The 17257-nt window shown below is 70.8% G+C and carries 14 protein-coding genes, 1 tRNA gene and 1 pseudogene; 3 read left to right on the plus strand and 13 right to left on the minus strand.

What is annotated here, in order from left to right:
• Window positions 1–29 precede the first annotated feature (29 nt).
• The gene (locus ACIBA9_RS19635; RefSeq protein ID WP_399364549.1) at window positions 30–3077 is read right to left on the minus strand and encodes a BTAD domain-containing putative transcriptional regulator; all 3048 of its coding nucleotides are present in this window, start codon (window positions 3075–3077) and stop codon (window positions 30–32) included.
• Window positions 3078–3356: 279 nt separating this feature from the next.
• Here ACIBA9_RS19635 and ACIBA9_RS19640 point away from each other — a divergent pair, with 279 nt between their 5' ends.
• A complete protein-coding gene (locus tag ACIBA9_RS19640; protein WP_399364552.1) occupies window positions 3357–4934 on the plus strand; it encodes a CocE/NonD family hydrolase in 1578 nt (525 codons plus the stop codon).
• 47 nt (window positions 4935–4981) lie between these two features.
• Here ACIBA9_RS19640 and ACIBA9_RS19645 read toward each other — a convergent pair whose 3' ends face one another.
• The 8 genes from ACIBA9_RS19645 to ACIBA9_RS19680 all read right to left on the minus strand — a co-directional run bounded on the left by ACIBA9_RS19645 (window position 4982) and on the right by ACIBA9_RS19680 (window position 11479).
• On the minus strand, window positions 4982–5860 hold the full coding sequence (locus ACIBA9_RS19645; protein WP_399364554.1) for an amino acid ABC transporter permease: 879 nt from the start codon (window positions 5858–5860) through the stop codon (window positions 4982–4984).
• A complete protein-coding gene (locus ACIBA9_RS19650) occupies window positions 5857–6501 on the minus strand; it encodes an amino acid ABC transporter permease (protein WP_399364556.1) in 645 nt (214 codons plus the stop codon). Before ACIBA9_RS19650 ends, ACIBA9_RS19645 begins: the two co-directional genes overlap by 4 nt.
• 11 nt (window positions 6502–6512) lie before the next feature.
• Window positions 6513–7460, minus strand: a complete 948-nt coding sequence (locus tag ACIBA9_RS19655) for a glutamate ABC transporter substrate-binding protein (RefSeq protein WP_399364558.1) — start codon at window positions 7458–7460, stop codon at window positions 6513–6515.
• A gap of 17 nt (window positions 7461–7477) precedes the next feature.
• Window positions 7478–8221 carry an amino acid ABC transporter ATP-binding protein gene (locus ACIBA9_RS19660; RefSeq protein ID WP_399364560.1) on the minus strand — a complete coding sequence of 248 codons (744 nt, stop codon included), beginning with the start codon at window positions 8219–8221 and terminating at the stop codon, window positions 7478–7480.
• A gap of 130 nt (window positions 8222–8351) precedes the next feature.
• Entirely contained in the window at window positions 8352–8771 is a 420-nt protein-coding gene (locus ACIBA9_RS19665) for a DUF6278 family protein (RefSeq protein WP_393901446.1), read from the minus strand.
• 15 nt (window positions 8772–8786) lie between these two features.
• Window positions 8787–9566, minus strand: a complete 780-nt coding sequence (locus ACIBA9_RS19670; protein ID WP_399364563.1) for an exodeoxyribonuclease III — start codon at window positions 9564–9566, stop codon at window positions 8787–8789.
• A gap of 41 nt (window positions 9567–9607) precedes the next feature.
• Window positions 9608–10243, minus strand: a complete 636-nt coding sequence (locus ACIBA9_RS19675) for an MBL fold metallo-hydrolase (RefSeq protein WP_399364565.1) — start codon at window positions 10241–10243, stop codon at window positions 9608–9610.
• 36 nt (window positions 10244–10279) lie between these two features.
• Window positions 10280–11479 (minus strand): alpha/beta fold hydrolase, encoded by a 1200-nt coding sequence (locus tag ACIBA9_RS19680; protein WP_399364567.1) that lies wholly within the window; start codon window positions 11477–11479, stop codon window positions 10280–10282.
• Window positions 11480–11674: 195 nt separating this feature from the next.
• Here ACIBA9_RS19680 and ACIBA9_RS19685 point away from each other — a divergent pair, with 195 nt between their 5' ends.
• Window positions 11675–13348, plus strand: a complete 1674-nt coding sequence (locus tag ACIBA9_RS19685) for an IS1182 family transposase (RefSeq protein WP_399364569.1) — start codon at window positions 11675–11677, stop codon at window positions 13346–13348.
• Window positions 13349–13438: 90 nt separating this feature from the next.
• Here the strand turns inward: ACIBA9_RS19685 and ACIBA9_RS19690 are convergent, their stop codons facing one another.
• From ACIBA9_RS19690 to ACIBA9_RS19705, 4 genes and pseudogenes are all read right to left on the minus strand, one after another.
• Complete coding sequence (locus ACIBA9_RS19690; RefSeq protein ID WP_399364571.1) at window positions 13439–13852, minus strand: transposase; 414 nt, start codon at window positions 13850–13852, stop codon at window positions 13439–13441.
• 939 nt (window positions 13853–14791) lie between these two features.
• A tRNA-Met gene (locus tag ACIBA9_RS19695) sits at window positions 14792–14865 on the minus strand.
• A gap of 322 nt (window positions 14866–15187) precedes the next feature.
• A pseudogene (locus tag ACIBA9_RS19700) lies at window positions 15188–15400 on the minus strand (xanthine dehydrogenase); the annotation flags it as partial.
• Between the two features lie 180 nt (window positions 15401–15580).
• Window positions 15581–16234: a hemolysin III family protein gene (locus ACIBA9_RS19705; protein WP_399364573.1), complete on the minus strand. Its 654-nt coding sequence runs from the start codon at window positions 16232–16234 to the stop codon at window positions 15581–15583.
• A 398-nt stretch (window positions 16235–16632) separates the two neighbouring features.
• On the opposite strand from ACIBA9_RS19705, the gene ACIBA9_RS19710 reads away from it, so the two are divergent.
• Entirely contained in the window at window positions 16633–17193 is a 561-nt protein-coding gene (locus ACIBA9_RS19710) for a hypothetical protein (RefSeq protein WP_399364575.1), read from the plus strand.
• Window positions 17194–17257: the final 64 nt, after the last annotated feature.

The raw sequence follows: 17257 nt of genomic DNA on the forward strand, positions 1-17257 counted from the left end.
GCCGCCGTCCCGGCCCCGTGACGGCTCCGTCAGCCCAGCCCGACCAGCAGCTGCGACACATCGGCCGCGTCGGGCAGTCCCAGGCGCGTGAAGACACCGTGGGCCCGCTCCAGGTGGTCCCTGGCCCGGACCGTCTCCCCCAGGTCGGCCAGCGCCCGCCCCATGACGACCAGGGCCTGCCCCCGGTCCCGCTCCGAGCCCGCCTCCTCGCACCGGGCGACCGCCGAGGCCGCGTGTTCCACCGCCTCCCGCTCCCGTCCCGTGGTGCGCAGGGTCTCGGCCAGCCGGTAGAGCACCTGCGCCTCCCGCTCCCGCAGCCCGGCCGCCCGGCACACCGTCAGGGCCTCCCCGTAGTGGGCCGCCGCCTCCTCGTAGCGGCCCAGTTCGTGCAAGGCCAGGGCGAGGACGTACAGGGCGTAGGCCACACCGACGTTGTCCTCCAGCTCGCGCATCAGCGTCAGCGCGGACTCGCAGGAGGCGAGGGCCTCCTCCGGCCGTCCGCTGCGCACGCGGGCCAGAGCCGCGTTGATGGTGGTCGCCGCCGCACCCGAGCGGTGACCCAGGGTGTGTGCCAGGGCGATCGCCTCGTCGTAGCAGGCCGCCGCCTCCTCGAAGCGGCGCAGGAACTGTGCGACCAGGCCTCGGTCGTTGAGGGCCTGGCGCAGGGCGTAGACGTCGCCGGCGGCGCGGGCCGCCGCGACGGCCAGTCCGGCGTGCCGCCCCGCGTCGGCGACCCTGCCCGCGCGCAGCGCGATGCCGCCGCAGAGCACCCGGGCCCGTCCGACGATCCGCTGACAGCCGGTCAGTTCCGCGGTCTCGGCCAGCGCCAGTGCCACCGGGGTCATCCGGTCGTACCAGATGGCGTGGGTGAAGGGGCTGACCGCGAGCAGCAGGTCCACCGCGCTGCCGAGCCGGTCCTGTGCGCTGTCCGGCAGGCGTAGGGTGACGGCGCTGAGCGCGGCGGCGACCAGGCCGTCGATCTCCGCCGTCACCCAGGCGCGGGCGGCGTGCACGTCCCGGAACGAGCGTCCCGGCGATCTCAGGGGGCCGAAAGCGTCGGCCACCGGGTCTCCGGGGACCAGGTGCACGAACGCGCTGGCGGCCGTCGCCAGCAGGAAGTCCAGCAGCCCGCCGAGGGCCGTCGCCGCCTCCGCGGGGTCATGCGACACCGCGCGCTGCCGGGCGAAGACCCGCACGAGGTCGTGGTAGCCGTAGCGTCCGGGCTTGGCCGACTCCAGCATCGCGGCGTCGGTCAGGGACTCCAGCACGCTCTCCGCCGTGGCCTCGTCGGTACCGATCGCGGCGGCGGCCGCCGGCACCCCGATGTCGGCAGCGCCGGCCAGGGCCACCAGCCGGAACACCCGCGCCTGCTCGACCGTGAGCTGCTGGTAGCCGAGTTCGAAGGCGGCGTCGATGGCCAGCGCTCCGATCCGCAGTTCGGAGATGCGCCGCTGCTCGTCGGCCAGCCGCGCGGTGAGCGTCGCCACCGTCCAGGCGGGCCGCGCCGCCAGCCGTGTCGCCACGATCCGTACCGCGAGCGGCAGATGGCCGCAGGCCTCGACCAGTTCCAGGGCGTCCTCGTGCTGTGCGGCCAGCCGCTCCGGGCCGATGATCGAGCCGAGCAGGGCCAGCGCCTCGTCGGTGCGGAACGGCCCCAGCAGCAGCTGGGCCGTCAACGGCAGGTCGAACATGGGCGATCTGCTGGTGAGGATGACGGCGCAGCTGGACGATCCCGGGATGAGTTCCCGGACCTGGGCGGCGTCCCGGGCGTTGTCCAGGACGATCAGCAGCCGCCACCCGTCCACCAGCGACCGGAAGAGCCGGCAGCGGTCCTCGACGCCGTCGGGTACCTCGTCCTCGGGCACGCCCAGCGCGGCCAGGAATCCGGCCAGCACGAAGCCGGGTTCCGCCGGGTCGGTCCCGCCACCGCGCAGATCGACGTAGAGCTGGCCGTCCGGGTAGTGGGCGCGGGCCCGGTGGGCGATGTGCAGGGCGACGCAGGTCTTGCCGACGCCCCCCATCCCGGCGGCGGCCAGCACGACGGGCGCCAGCGCTCCGGGGGCCCTGCGCACGGGTTCGGTGAGCAGCGCGTACCAGGCGTCGACCTGTTCGCCGCGTCCGACGAAGTCCGGTGCGTCGTAGGGGAGCTGGGCGGGCACCGGCCGTGCGGGGGCGGGTGCCGCCGCGGCCGGCCGGGGCTGGGCGGGGGGCCGCGGTTCGGGCCCGGTCCCGGTGTCCTGCCCGCGCGGCGCCGGGGGGCCGGCGGCGTCGGAGCCGCGTCCCGGCGGCGCGGCGGACCGCGCCGGGCCGGGCCCGGTCAGCGCGGGGTCGGCGGTGAGGATCCGCCGGTGCACGTCGGTCAGTTCCGGGCCGGGCTCGATGCCCTGCTCCTCGACGAGCAGGTCCCGCACCCGGCTGAACACCGCGAGGGCGTCGGCCTGGCGGCCGGCCCCGTACAGCGCGCGCATCAGCAGCCCGTAGGGGCGTTCCCGTAGCGGATGCGCCTCGGTCAGTTCGACCAGGTCCGGTATGGCGGAGCGGTGCAGGCCGAGGGCCAGGGCCACCTCGAAGTGCTCCTCGAGCAGGGCCAGCCGCAGCTCCTCCAGCCGGGCCCGCTGCCGTTCCGCGAACGGCCCGGGCACCCCGGCCAGCGGCTCCCCCTCCCACAGGCCCAGGGCGTCGGCCAGCAACCCCGCGGCCTGGGGCGCCCGGTCGTCGGCCACGGCGCGCGCGGCCCGGGCGGCCAGTTCCTCGGCCCGGCGCAGATCCAGCGCCCCCTCGGACACGGTCAGCCGGTAGCCGTCGCCGGCCAGTTCCAGAACGGACGGCGAGGCACCCTCCGGCTCCAGCAGTTTGCGCAGCCGCCATACGTAGGTCCGGATGGTGGTCACCGCCCGGGTCGGCGGGGTGTCCGCCCAGAGCGCGTCGACGATCTGCGCCATCGAGACGGGCTGGTTGGCGCGCAGCAGCAGCAGGCACAGCAGAGCCTGCTGCTGCGGCGGACCCACGCGCAGTTCGACGTCCCCCCGGTAGGCGCGCACTCTGCCGAGCACCTCGAAACGGAATCCTTCGGCCATCCTGTGTCTCCCCTCCCAACGGCCGGCACCCGAACAGCTCGCCGTTCGCGGATACCTCACAAGACGGTAAACGCCGCGTCGGGGATCCATCCCGCGGCGCCCGCGCACCAGCGGCGTGCGCTGCGCGGGGCGCACGGGGAACGGGGTGTGCCGCGCGCGGTCGGCGAGCGAATGGTCAACAACCTTTACCGGTACGTAACTTACCGACGGGTTACTTGCGGTAAGGAAGGCCGGTTACCGTCGGGTCACTTTGCACTCAACCAAGTGAAGGAGTGACCCGTGGGACGAGGTCGCACCGCCCCCCGCACCGCCCCCCGCACCGCCGCGGCGGCAGCCGTGTCGGCGGCGCTGATCGCCGGCACCGTCGTCGGCCTGGCCCCGGCCGCGCAGGCCACGCCGTCCGTCCGTTTCGTCGACATCGTGGGCGACGGCGGCACCGTGCTGAAGGCGAACGTCGTGACCCCCGCGGGTGCCGACGGCTCGCACAGCTATCCGCTCGTCGTGCTGCCCACCAGCTGGAGCCTGCCCCAGATCGAGTACCTCGCGCAGGCGCGGAAGCTCGCCGACTCCGGCTATGTGGTGCTCACCTACAACGTGCGCGGGTTCTGGCAGTCCGGCGGGCAGATAGAAGTGGCCGGTCCGCCCGACATAGCGGACGCCTCCAAGGTCATCGACTGGGCCCTCGCGAACACCCCGGCCGATCCGCGCCACATCGGCATGGGCGGGGTGTCCTACGGGGCCGGGATCAGCCTGCTCGCCGCCGCCCACGACAAGCGCATCAAGGCCGTGGCGGCGCTCAGCGGCTGGGCGGACCTGGTCGCCTCGATCTACTCGGGCCGCACCCAGCACGTCCAGGCACTCGGTTTCCTGGACGGCGCGGCCACCCTCACCGGCCGCGAGAGCCCGGAACTGCGGGAGATCCTCGACAACGTGTACTCCTCGGACCTGTCGAAGGAACAGGCCATGATCGACTGGGGGAAGAAGCGTTCCGCCCTGACCTATGTCGACCAGCTCAACAGCAACGGCGCCGCCGTCCTGCTCGCCAACGCCTGGGGCGACACGGTCTTCCCCGTCAACCAGTACGCCGACTTCTACCAGAAGCTGACCGGGCCCAAGCGGCTGGAGCTGCGCCCCGGCGACCACGCGACCGCCGAGCTGACCGGCCTGTTCGGGCTGCCCAACGACGTGTGGACGGACACCCAGCGCTGGTTCGACCACTACCTCAAGGGCTCCGACAACGGCATCGACCGGGAGCAGCCGGTCCAGCTGAAGCCCCGTAGCACGGGGGGATACGAGGGCTATCCGGACTGGAAGTCGGCCACCGCCACCCGGCGGAAGATCGCGCTCGGCGGGACGACCACGCTGCACGCCAACGTCGACTCCGGCGCGGACGGCGGGATCGTCTTCCTCTCCAGCATCCTCGACCAGTTCGCCCAGCTGCCGCCGATCGCCTCGATACCGCTGCTGCCGCGCCGCTGGGCGGCCGTGTGGCAGTCGGAGCACTACGGCGCCGACCAGCGGGTGCGTGGCACGGCGACGCTGCACACCACCCTCACCCCGACCGACGAGAGCGGCACCTTGGTCGCCTACCTGTACGACGTGGGTCCGCTCGGCTTCGGCAGGCTGGTCACCCACGCGCCCTACACCTGGCACGGGCGGACGCCCGGCGAGCCGTTCGGCGTGGACCTGGACCTGTTCTCCACGGCCTACGACGTCCCCGCGGGGCATCACCTCGCCCTGGTGGTCGACACGGTCGACCCGTTGTACACCGAGCACAACCCGTCCGGCGCGCAGCTGACCTTCTCCTCACCCGCGGACGACCCGTCGTACGTGTCGGTCCCGCTGCGCGAGCAGTGATCCCCGGCTGCCGCCGGACGAGCCTGGCCCGTGAACTGCCGCCCCCCTTACGGTCCCGGGGCCGTGGGGGGCTCCCCACCAGGCAGCAGCGCCCCAGGACCGGCCGCGGCGACTGCCACGGCCTCGGTCTTGGGACTGCGCTGCTCACGGCGGGACACCCAACCGGCGAACCATGAGAGCAGCATGCACATCCCGATGTAGATCGGCGAGACCACCATCACCACGGGGATGAACGGCAAATCGTAGTCGAGGTTCGACGCGATGAGTTTCCCGGCGTGGAGGAACTCCTCGTAGGTGATGAGAAAACCCAGGGAGGTGTCCTTCAGGGCGACCACCAACTGGCTGATGATGGCGGGCAGCATGGCCCGTACCGCCTGCGGGACGAGGACGTGCGCCATGACCTGGGTCTTGCGCATGCCGAGCGCGAACGCGGCCTCGCGCAGGCCGCGTTCGACGGCGTTCACGCCGGAGCGGAACACCTCGGCGAGCACCGAACCGTTGTAGAGGGTGAGTCCGGCGACCAGCGCCGGCAGCGGCTGCACCTTCAGCGCCACGAAGATGAAGAAGATCATCACCAGTACGGGCATGGCGCGGAAGAACTCCACCACCACCGTGGCCGACAGACGCACCGGCCGGTGGTCCGACAGCCGCCCGGTGGCCAGCAGACCGCCGAGGACGAGCGAGAAGGCGGCCGCCATCGCGAACGCCTTCAGCGTGTTGCCGAGCCCCCGCAGCAGCAGTTCCTGGATGCCCTTGTAGGCGAACGGCGCCCACTTGGTGGAGGTGAACTGATCGGTGGCGAACAGCAGGTACAGAACCCAGGCGAGCAGGGCGAGGAGGACCGCCGTGGACAGGACGCCGTAGACGGCGTGCCGGTGCCGGGTGCGCGGTCCGGGGACGTCGTAGAGCGCGGTGACCCCGGTCATCGGGCGACCCCCCAGGTGTGCTCCAGCAGATTGAACAGGGCGCTGATGGCGAGCGTGATGATCAGATAGCCGACGGCGATCCAGACGAACGTCCAGACGATGTCGTAGCCGAGCTCGTTGATGGTCTTGTAGGTGCCGAGCAGTTCGGTCACGCTGAACGCGCCGGCGATCGCGGAGTTCTTGGCCAGCGCGATCAGCGTGGAGCCGACGGGCGGGATCACCGACCGGAACGCCTGGGGCAGCACGACCAGGTTCAGGGTCTGGCCGAAGGTCATGCCGAGGCTGCGGGCCGCCTCGCCCTGTCCCGCGGGCACGGTGTTGATGCCGGAGCGCAGTGCCTCGCAGATGAACGCCGAGGTGTAGCAGCCGAGGGCGAGCACCGCGAACACCTCGAAGGGCAGCACGATCCCGAATCTGGGCAGGCCGAGGAGCACCGCGAAGAACAGCAGAGTGAGCGGGGTGTTGCGCAGGACGGTGACCCAGACCGTGCCGAAGACCCTGAGCGAGCCGACCGGGGCGACCCGGAAGGACGCCATCACAAAGCCCAGTGCCAGCGCCAGCAGGGAGGAGTAGACGGTCAGTTCGACCGTGCCGAGGAAGCCTTCCCAGTAGGTCGGGAAGTTGTCTTTCAGTACGTTCATACCGTCCTGGTTCAGCTCGCCGGGTAGCGGTCGATCGCGGGCGGGTGGGGGGCGGGTACACCGGACAGGCCGAGCGTGGCGTCGTAGGCCTTCTTCCAGTCGCCGTTCTTCTCGCGTGCCTGAAGTGCGTCGTCGAGGGCGAAGCGCAGGGCGTTGTCGCCGTGCGGGACGCCGATGCCGTACGGCTCCTTGGAGAACGGCTTTCCGACCACCTTCAGTTCGCCGGGAGCCTTGGCCGCGTAGCCGATGAGGATGGCGTCGTCCGTGGTGACGGCGTCGACCTGGTAGGTGAGCAGGTTGTCGACGCACACGGAGTAGGTGTCGTAGGCGACCGGGATCGCCTTCGGGTAGTCGTCCTTGATGCGCTGGTACGGCGTCGAACCGGCCGCCGAGCAGACTCGTTGGCCGGCGAGGTCCCGGGGGCCGTGGATGTCCTTCTCGCCCTTGCGCACCAGCAGGGCCTGTCCCGCCATGTAGTAGGGGCCCGCGAAGCCGACGAGCCTCCTGCGGTTGGCGTTGATGGTGTAGGTGCCCACGTAGTAGTCGATCTGGCCGTTCTGCAGCGCGGTCTCGCGGTTGGCTGAGGCGATGGTGCGGAAGCGGATCGTCTTCGGCGGCAGACCGAGGGAGGCGGACATCATCCGGGCGATCTCGATGTCGAAGCCGGAGTAGGTGCCGGTCGCGGGGTCCTTCTCGCCTAGATAGGGCTGGTCCTCCTTGACGCCGACGACGAGGTGGCCGCGCTGGTGGGCGCGGGTCCAGGTCCTGGAGCCGGGCAGCCGGAAGCCGCGCGCCACCCGGTAGTGCGGCAGTTCGTCGGCCGCCGGGCCCTTGGTGGGCGGGCTGCCCTCCTTGCCGCAGGCGGTGGCGAGCGCGGTGAGCAGGGCGCACAGGACGGCGCACCGGACGGCGCGCGGCGCGGCGCTCAGGGCGCGGGGCACACGGGTGGTACGGAACACGGGTCGCACTCCCCCGGTCAGTGCTTGAGGATCTTGGAGAGGAAGTCCTTGGCGCGCTCGCTGCGCGGGTTGGTGAAGAACTCCTCCGGACTGCTGTCCTCCACGATCCGCCCGTCGGCCATGAAGACCACGCGGTGGGCGGAGGCGCGGGCGAAGCCCATCTCGTGGGTGACGACGACCATGGTCATGCCGTCCCGGGCGAGTTGGCGCATGACCTCCAGCACCTCGTTGATCATTTCCGGGTCGAGGGCGGAGGTGGGCTCGTCGAAGAGCATGGCCTTGGGGCCCATGGCGAGGGCTCGGGCGATGGCGACACGCTGCTGCTGCCCGCCGGAGAGCTGCGCCGGGTACTTGTCGGCCTGCGGCAGGAGGCCGACGCGGTTGAGCAGTTCCCGGGAGTGGCGGTCGGCGTCGTCCTTCCTGCGCCCGCGGACCTTGATCTGGGCGAGGGAGACGTTCTGCAGGACCGTCTTGTGGGCGAACAGGTTGAAGGACTGGAAGACCATGCCGACCTCGGCGCGGAGCCTGGCGAGCGCCCTGCCCTCCTCGGGCAGCGGCCGGCCGTCGAGCGCGATGGTGCCGGAGGCGATGGTCTCCAGCCGGTTGATCGTCCGGCACAGCGTCGACTTGCCCGAGCCCGACGGGCCGATGACCACGACCACCTCTCCCCTGCCGACAGTGAGGTCGATGTCCCGGAGGACATGCAGCTCCCCGTAGTACTTGTTGACGTTCCGCAGTTCGATCAACGGATCGACGGCCATCCGCAGCCCTACTCGCTCTGTGTCGTGGTCGCCGCAAACTATCCACACGACTGCGGAGTTGAAGGACGACACGCACTTTCCGGGCATTAGCCGTATTTACGTCAACGGAGTGAGCGAAGGGGGTGTCGGCTCAGGCCTCGGCGATCTCCGCGTACAGCTGGGACAGCTCGGGAACGCCGCTCACGGCCCACTCCCGCCCGGCCGGCACCACCTCGGCCTCACGGCCGGAGGGCAGCCGTACGACGGGCTCCCCGTCGGAACGGATCGTCCAGACCGCGCCGGCCACGGTGCGCACCACGACCGTGCCCAGGTACAGCCCGGCGTCGTTGCCCAGCCAGGGCAGGATCTCGGCGTCGTCGCGCCAGCGCGGGACCATCTGGTCCAGCGCCTCCAGGGAGGCCGGGGAATCGTCGAGGCGCACCCCCGCCCGGGCCGCCTGCGAGCGGAGCAGTTCGCACTCGGACAGCAGCTCGGCGACCGACGCGGGGTCGGCGGGGAGCGCCGGGTGACCGTTCTTCTCGTGCCGGCGGCCCAGGAACGGAATGTGCATGACCCCAGCGTGGCATCACACGTCGAGGTCGACCACCACCGGCGCGTGGTCCGAGGCGCCCTTGCCCTTGCGCTCCTCGCGGTCGACATAGGCGTCCTTGACCGCCTGGACGAACGGGGCGTTGCCGTACACCAGGTCGATGCGCATGCCCCTGTTCTTGGGGAAGCAGAGCTGGCGGTAGTCCCAGTACGTGAAGGGGTGCTCGTACTTCAGGGGGCGGGGCACGACGTCGTCCAGGCCGGCCTCGCGCAGGGCGGCGAGGGCGGCGCGCTCGGCCGGGGTGACGTGCGTGGCACCGGCGAAGGCGGCCACGTCGAAGACGTCGTCGTCGGTCGGCGCCACGTTGTAGTCGCCCAGCACGGCGAACGGGCGGGCGCCCTGCGCGTCCTCCCGCACCGCCGCCCGCAGCGCCTCGAACCACTGGAGCTTGTACGCGTAGTGCGGGTGGCCGACCTCGCGGCCGTTGGGCACGTACACCGACCAGACGCGGACCGGGCCGCAGGTCGCCGAGATGGCGCGCGGCTCGGTCACGCCGTCGTAGCCCGGATCCCCGGGCAGGCCCTTGACCACGTCCTGGAGGCCGACTCGGGAGAGCACCGCCACGCCGTTCCACCTGCCGGTCGCGTGGACCGCCGCCTCGTATCCCAGCTCGCGCAGCTGGTCGGTGGGGAACTGCTCCTCGGCGACCTTGGCCTCCTGGAGGCAGAGCACGTCGGTGCCGCTGCTCTCCAGCCAGGCCAGCAGCCGCGGCAGGCGGGCGGTGATCGAGTTCACGTTCCAGGTGGCGATGCGCATGCCCTCCAACCTACCCGGAGGGTGTGACAGCGCCGCTCCGCTCAGACCTCCGCCGACGCCCCGGGGGTGAGCCGCTGGTGGTCGGTGCCGCCCAGGGCGCCGATCTGGTGGTCGTAGATCGGGCGGGCGAGGTCGGTGAGCAGGGCGTCGTGGACGTCGTAGGCGCGCTGCGGGCGGACCTCGCGAACGTAGTCGATCACCTCGGAGATCTTGTTCCAGGGCGCCATCACCGGCAGCAGCAGCGTCTCCACCGGCCGGTCCGGGACGGTGAGGGCGTCGCCGGGGTGGAAGACCCTGCCGCCGTCGATCAGATAGCCGACGTTGGTGATGCGCGGGATGTCCGGGTGGATCACCGCGTGCAGCTCGCCGTGGACCTGGACGTCGAAGCCGGCGGCGGTGAAGGCGTCGCCGTGGCCGACGGTGTGCACGCGGCCCGGGAAGGCCGCGGTGATCTGCTCCGCCACGGACTTCAGCGTCCAGATCTCCGCGGCCGGGTTCGCCTCCAGGGCGGCCCGCAGCCGGCCCTCGTCGTAGTGGTCCGGGTGCTCGTGGGTGACCAGGATCGCGTCCGCGCCGAGGGCCGCGTCGGGCTCGCTGAACCCGCCGGGGTCCAGGACGAGCGTCCGCCCGTCCTTCTCGAGCCGGACACAGGCATGGGACTTCTTCGTGAGCTTCATGCCACCCCATCCTGCCGTCTCGGGCCCCGCGCGGCCTCACTCGGCCGGCGTGGTCTCCTCCCGGACGACCTGCCGGGCGATCGCGAACGCGCGGCCGGCCGCCGGCACCCCGCAGTAGACCGCCGCCTGGAGCAGCACTTCCTTGATCTCGTCCGGGGTGAGCCCGTTGCGCAGCGCCGCCCGGGTGTGGGAGGCCAGCTCCTCCAGGTGGCCGCCGGCGACCAGCGCGGTCAGCGTGACGCAGCTGCGGGTACGGCGGTCCAGGCCCGGGCGGTTCCAGATCTCGCCCCAGGCGTAGCGGGTGACGAACTCCTCGAAGTCCCCGGACAGCTCACCGGCCTGCGCCAGCGTCTGCTCGACGTGCGCGTCGCCCAGCACCTCCCGGCGGATCTTCAGCCCGGTCTCGTACCGGTCCGGCTGTCCGGCGGACCCCGCCGGTACGGCGGCCGGGGCGATCTCCGCGACCGGGGCGGCCGGGGCGGGCTGCACGGGCACCGGCGGCACCAGGAGGGCCGGGGCGCCCGGCAGCGCCGTCTGGCCGGTGTCGAAGGGCTGCTGCCAGGCGGTGGAGAAGTGGTGCACCAGCAGGTCGGTGACGGCGGCGGGCTGCTCGACCGGCACCAGATGGGAGGCGCCGGGGACCACCGCCAGCCGGGCGTCCGGGATGCCCGCGACCAGGGTGCGGGCCTCGGCGGGGCCGGTGACCTGGTCGTCGGAGCCGACCAGTACGAGGGTCGGCACACCGACCCGGCCCAGCTCGGCCCGTACGTCGAAGCCGGCGAGGGCCTCGCAGGCGGCGATGTAGCAGCCCGGATCGGTGGTGCGCACCATCTGCACCGCCCACTCGGTGATCGCGGGCTGCGCGGCGGCGAACCCGCCGGTGAACCAGCGGTCGGGCGAGGTCCGGGCGATCGGGTCGAGGCCGTTCGTCCGGACGATCACCCCGCGCTGACGGAACTCGTCGGCGGTGCCGAACCGGGGCGAGGCCGCCACCAGCGCGAGCGAGGCGAGCCGCTCGGGATGCCGCAGCGCCAGCGCGATTCCCACGGCGCCGCCCAGCGCGCAGCCCGCGTACCCGAAGCGCTGCACACCGAGTGAGTCCAGCGTGGCCAGCAGCCGGTCCGTCAGCTCGGCGACCGAACCGGCCGGGTGGGCGGGGGCGCCGCCGTGCCCCGGCAGATCGAACCGGAAGACCCGCCACTGCTTGACCAGCTCCGGGACCTGGCGGTCCCACATGTGCCATGTGGTGCCGAGTGAGGGACCGAGGATCAGGACGGGGGCGTCTTCCGGGACTCCGTTGCTGAATTGCCTGCGGCGGTCTGGGGCTGTTCGGCATGATCGTCGGTGCGGTCGTTCTGTCTGCTCCGGTCGCAGGGGGTTGGTGCGGTGTCCATGCGGCCTGGGGGTCTGCCGCCCATTCCGGAACAGACGGTGCGTACGGCCCGTGCCGCCTTCCCCAAGGGAAGCCTTCCTATGCGGGTCCGCGACCACCTGGCCGAGGTCTTCGATGACGCGTTGTTCGCCGTGGCGTTTCCCGGTCGTGGTGCTCCTGCCCAGTCCCCTGCCCTGCTCGCGCTGGTGACGGTGCTGCAGTTCACCGAGAACCTCACCGACCGGCAGGCCGCGGAGGCGGCGCGGGACCGGTTGTCCTGGAAGTACGCCTTGGGCGCGGAACTGTCCGATACCGGCTTCGACTTCTGCGCGTTGTCGAGGTTCCGTGCCCGGCTGGCCGGTGACGGGATGGAGCGGGTGCTCTTCGACCGGCTGTTGGAGCACTGCCGCGAGGCCGGGCTGGTCAAGGCCGGTGGCAAGCAGCGCACCGACTCTACCTATGTGATCAGTGCGGTCCGTGACCTGAACCGCACCGAGCTGGCCGGGGAGAGCGTACGGGCGGCGCTGGAGGCTCTGGCTGTGGCGGCACCGTCCTGGCTGGCCGGGGTGATCGGCGTCGCCGAGTTCGCGGAACGCTACGGGCCGCGCGTCGATGGCTGGACGATGCCGTCGTCGAAGACCAAGCGGGAGCGACTCGCCCAGGTCTTCGGCCAGGATGCGCTGGTCTTGTGTCGGGCCGCCTGGTCCCCGGGCGCCCCGGTGTGGATCCGTGAGATCGAGGCGGTCGCCCTGCTGCGGCAGGTCCTCGTGCAGACCTACACCGTCCGCGTCGATGCCCGGGGGCGGGAGGTGGTCAGTAAGCGGGACGCCGACAATGACGGTGTCCCGCCCGGCAGTACCCGCCTGGCCTCCCCCTACGACCCCGACGCCCGCTGGTCTGCCAAAGGCGATGACCTCTTCTGGTGCGGCTACAAGATCCATCTCACCGAGACGTGTCACGCTCCGGCCGAAGCCGAAGCCGAAGCCGAAGGCTGTCTCCGTGTCCCGGCACCGAATCTGATCACCGACGTGCACACCACTGACGCCACCGTGCCCGATGTGAAGGCGACCAAGCCGATCCAGAAGAACCTCACCGAGCGCAAGGTGAAGCCCGCCGAACACTATCTCGATTCCGGCTACCCCTCGGCCGACCTGATCACTGCCGCGGCCGGGCAGGGCATCACCATGGTCACTCCGCTCCTGGCCGACCACTCACCCCAGGCCAGCACCGCCGAGGGCTTCGACAAGAGCGCCTTCCGGATCGACTGGAAGACCCGTCAGGTCCGCTGCCCCGAGGGCTCCACCAGCGCCGGCTGGTATCCGGTCACCCAGCACGGACGCGACGCCATCGTGATCGACTTCGCCCGCGCCGACTGCCGCCCCTGTCCTTCCCACGACAAGTGCACCACCTCCGTCCGCGGCACCCGCATGCTCACCCTGCGGCCCCGCGAACTCCACGAACGCACCACCGCGGCCCGCACCGAGCAGAAGACCGAGTCCTGGAAAACCAAGTACGCCCTCCGCGCAGGCATCGAGGGCACCGTCAACCAGGCCCTCGACGTCACCGGCATCCGCCGGGCCCGCTACCGCGGCCTGCCGAAAGTCCGAGTCCAACACGCATTCTCCGCCACCGCGCTCAACGTGACCCGGCTCGACGCCTGGTGGACCACCGACCCACTACGCAAACCCCGCACCAGCAGACTCGAACGCCTCAGCTACCAACTCGCAGGCTGACAAATTCAGCAACGGAGTCTTCCGGCCCGTCAAAGCGGTATTGCAGGGTGTTCGGTGGTGTCTCGCTCACGCCCCAGACCCTCTCACGTATCACGGACGCCCCTCTAACGCAGGGGTGCGGGAAACCGGTCTGACCAGGTAGAAGACCTCGCGGGCCGCGTATCGCCTGAGGCATCGGATGATCTCACGTCGGGTCTTGCCCTCCTGGGTGCGCCGTTCGTAGTACGCCTGGGTGCGCGGGTCGTGGCGCAGGCGGGTGAACACGATGCGGTGCAGGGCGGCTTTGGCCCGCCGGTCGCCGCCGTAGTTGAGCCGGCGCGTGCTCCGACGGCCCGACGAATACTCGACGGGGCTGACTCCGCAAAGGGCAGCAAAGGATGCCTCGGTGTTCAGCCGCTCGGGGTTGTCTCCCATGGTGATCAGCAGGGTGACGGCGCTGTCCGGGCCGATGCCCGCCGGTTCGAGCAGCTGGGGGGTGTGGTGTTCGACGAGCTGGGTCAGCACGTGCGGGACAGCTCGCGGTTGCCCAGGCTGGACAGCTGTTCCCGAAGTGCGGGGTCGGCGATGACCAGGCGGCTTTGAGCTGGTTGATCGCCTGGGTACGGGCCTTGACCGCGGAGTCCTTGGCAAGCTTGAACAACCGGGCACTGTGCACCGGACCGTCGCCGGACTTGGCCCGGGCCCGGGCGCGGCCACTGAGCACGGCCCGCGCGGCGGCCTGCGCACCGAGCGGGTCTGACTTCCCCAGCAGCCGGCGGGCTGAGCGATCAGGCCGGTTCACCCCGTACACCTCGACACGCTGAGCCAGCAGGTAGCGGGACAGACCCGCGCCGAAGGTGCCGGTGCCCTCCACACCGGCACGGCGAGCGTCCCGCAACGGCAGTCGACAGGTCCGTGACTGGACACTTCGGTCATTGATCTCACGAGTCAGACCCCCGCCCGGGACGGCACTGCACAACCGTCCCATCGATCCCGGTACAGCTGTATGACTCGATCATTGCCGGATGACTTCGGCCGAACCGATGCTCAATCTGACTGAGCGGGCTGACAAAGCGTTGACTCTCGTCCGCTCCTGACCCGTATTGGCAGGGAGACGTCACGCAAGGAGGTGGTGCTGACCGGCTGCGGCGGCTGCGGCTCCACCGGCGCCCAGCGCAACACCGGCCGGTGGTCGCGGCATCTCAGGAGTCAGACTCCGCCGCAGGACAGCACCCACCTATTGTTCTCCGATGGATCAGACCCCGCCGACCATGGACAGACGGGAGGGGCATGGGCACCGCTGGTTTCCTGGCTGGTTCACGGTGGCTGAGGCGGCGTACGGCCTCGGTGCAGCCCAGTGCGTTGACGCCTTCTGCGACCGCGGTGCCCTGTTCGCCGAGAGCCAGGTCCGAACCGGCACACACGCAGTGAAGGCCCGGTGGATGCCGGGCCTTCACGTTTGAGTAGCGGGGACAGGATTTGAACCTGCGACCTCTGGGTTATGAGCCCAGCGAGCTACCGAGCTGCTCCACCCCGCGTCGGTACGGTGAACTGTACGGCACCGACCGGAATCGACCCAAGCGACTTTCGCATGCGCTCGTCGCGCTGGTCGTCATCCGCCTGTGAACAAACAAGCAGACTCGTCGGACGAGCGAGCACCCCGGAAACTCCCCGTCGAGACCGCACACCCACAGTCATGCACATGGCCGCCTGTCCAGGCAGCGCCGGAGGAGACGCCATGCCCACTGCGGCGTCCGAACGTCGGTTCCGCCCAGGGGGACTCGGTGGTGTCCGGAGGAAGGCCGCCGCATCGCCGACGGTTACCTTCACGGCGCAGGAAGAGGGTGCTGCGGAACCCGCCACGACGACTTCGTCGGCGTACGGGAAGGGGGCGACGGTCGCGAAGACGGGTCGGGCGTCGCAGACGGTGACGCGGTAGCCGAGGAAGCATGCGGCCTGGCTGAAGTCGACGGCGCCGAAGATTGGCATGCGGGGCGGAGCAGCATGTACGGGGACGAGGACTGAGAGCTTCTCGGGGCAGCTGTCAGGGTCCCCTCCGGTATCGATCACGGCGTGGTCGGATTCCTTGAACGTGTGTGTTGCCGCTCATGGTCGAGCACGTCGTGGCCCCGCCATTCCCTCAGGACTGCGGCGGACTTCAAGCAGGGGGGATGCCCAGGCACCGCCCCGCCCGTCGCGGAGCAGCACGCGGCAACGTGTGTGACGAGCGGCGCGAGCCCGAACCTGCCGCGGTCAGTAGGTGGCGAGGGAGATGGCGGCGTAGTGCGCGGCGAACGCTGCCACGGTCAGGGCATGGAAGACCTCGTGATAGCCGAACCATCGGGGTGAGGGGTCGGGCCGCTGCAGGGCGTAGACGACCGCGCCCGCGCTGTACAGGAGACCGCCGACAACGATCAGGACGACTACGGCTGCTCCGCCGGTGTGCAGGAAGTCGGGAAGGTAGCTCACCGGCGCCCAGCCCAGGGCCAGGTAACACGGGGTGTACAGCCAGCGCGGAGCTCCGACCCACAGGACCCGGAACGCGATGCCGGCCAGGGCTCCCGTCCAGACGATCCACAGCAGCACGGACCGCTGGGCCGGCGGGAGGAGGAGCACGGCCAGGGGGGTGCAGGTGCCGGCGATGATCAGGAAGATGTTGGCGTGGTCGAGGCGTCGCAGAAGAGCCTCGCCGAGCGGTCCCCAGGTGCCACGGTGGTAGATGGCGCTCGTCGCGAACAGCAGCCAGGCGGTGATCGAGTACACGGCGCAGGCCAGTACCGCCTGCTGAGTACCGGCCAGGCACATGAGTACGACGCCCGCGATCAGTGCGGCGGGGACCATGCCGGCGTGGAGCCAGCCACGCAACCTCGGCTTGATCGGTTCGGCCAGGTCGCCCACCCGCTCCACCAGAGCAGTAACCGAGTGAGCCCCCTTCCCCGCCTGGTCGCCTGGTGATTCGCCGGACAGCGCCTCTGCACGGTGCTCTCCACGCGCTGACACGACGTGACCACATCCGACTTCAGCGGCGTCGCGGGACACAACTTCTCGTTCTCTCCTGGGCTCCTGGGCGTCACTGGCAACCATGCGGTCATGCTAGGAAACCTCACGCGGACACCTGGCGGGAGGTCGGTCCAGAACCCCAGAGCCACGTCGCCGGGACCCAGCCGGTTCGCCACCGTGGGAACTCCAGCCCTCTTTGACCTACCGCCAATTGGGCCTGCCGAAGCCGAGTAGAACGGCTGGCCCTGGGAACGATCAGGGCTTACGAACGGGCATCTCCGCTCGCCTACGCGCAAGGATCGCCGATGCTTCCTGAGGTCCGCCCCTACGTATCCACCGCGCTCGCAGACCAGTTGGAACACCAACTGGACCTGGCTCCGCATCTCGAGGCGGGCCAGCTCGACGTGGAGGGCATCGCCGGCGTCGCAGTGGTAGCAGCCGCCCACTCCGATGGCTATGCGGCCACCGGCCATCTCCTCGGGTTGCTGGCCGCGCTGCCTGCCCCCACCGCGGCAGGAGAGCACTTCTGGTCGGACCTGTGGAGGTCTTCGGGCACCGCGTACCTGCTGCCCGTCAACATCAAGGATCCGGTGCTGCGTTCGCTGGCAGGAGAGGGAACCGCCCTGGCCCGACAGATCCTCTCGGCCGTCGACGAGATGACCCCGCCCCAGCGCTTCGCGGCCGGCGAGGTGATCGGTCAGGCCCTCGTCGAGTCCGACCATCTGCCCGACCTCAAGACACAGGTCATCGGAGAACTGTGGCTCCGAGATCTCGAGCTCACCGCCTGGCGCGTCCTGCACGCAGACCGCAGGTCGGACGATCCGGCTGGACGGAAAGCCTTCCTCGACGCCTGGACGAGCGTCTGAACGTCGGCTCCTCCGAGCTGCACGGTAGCCGCGCCAGACATGCGGCTCCCGTGCCCGACGACGC

Origin of the sequence: Streptomyces sp. NPDC051452, assembly GCF_044454765.1 — a bacterium.
GTDB lineage: Bacteria > Actinomycetota > Actinomycetes > Streptomycetales > Streptomycetaceae > Streptomyces.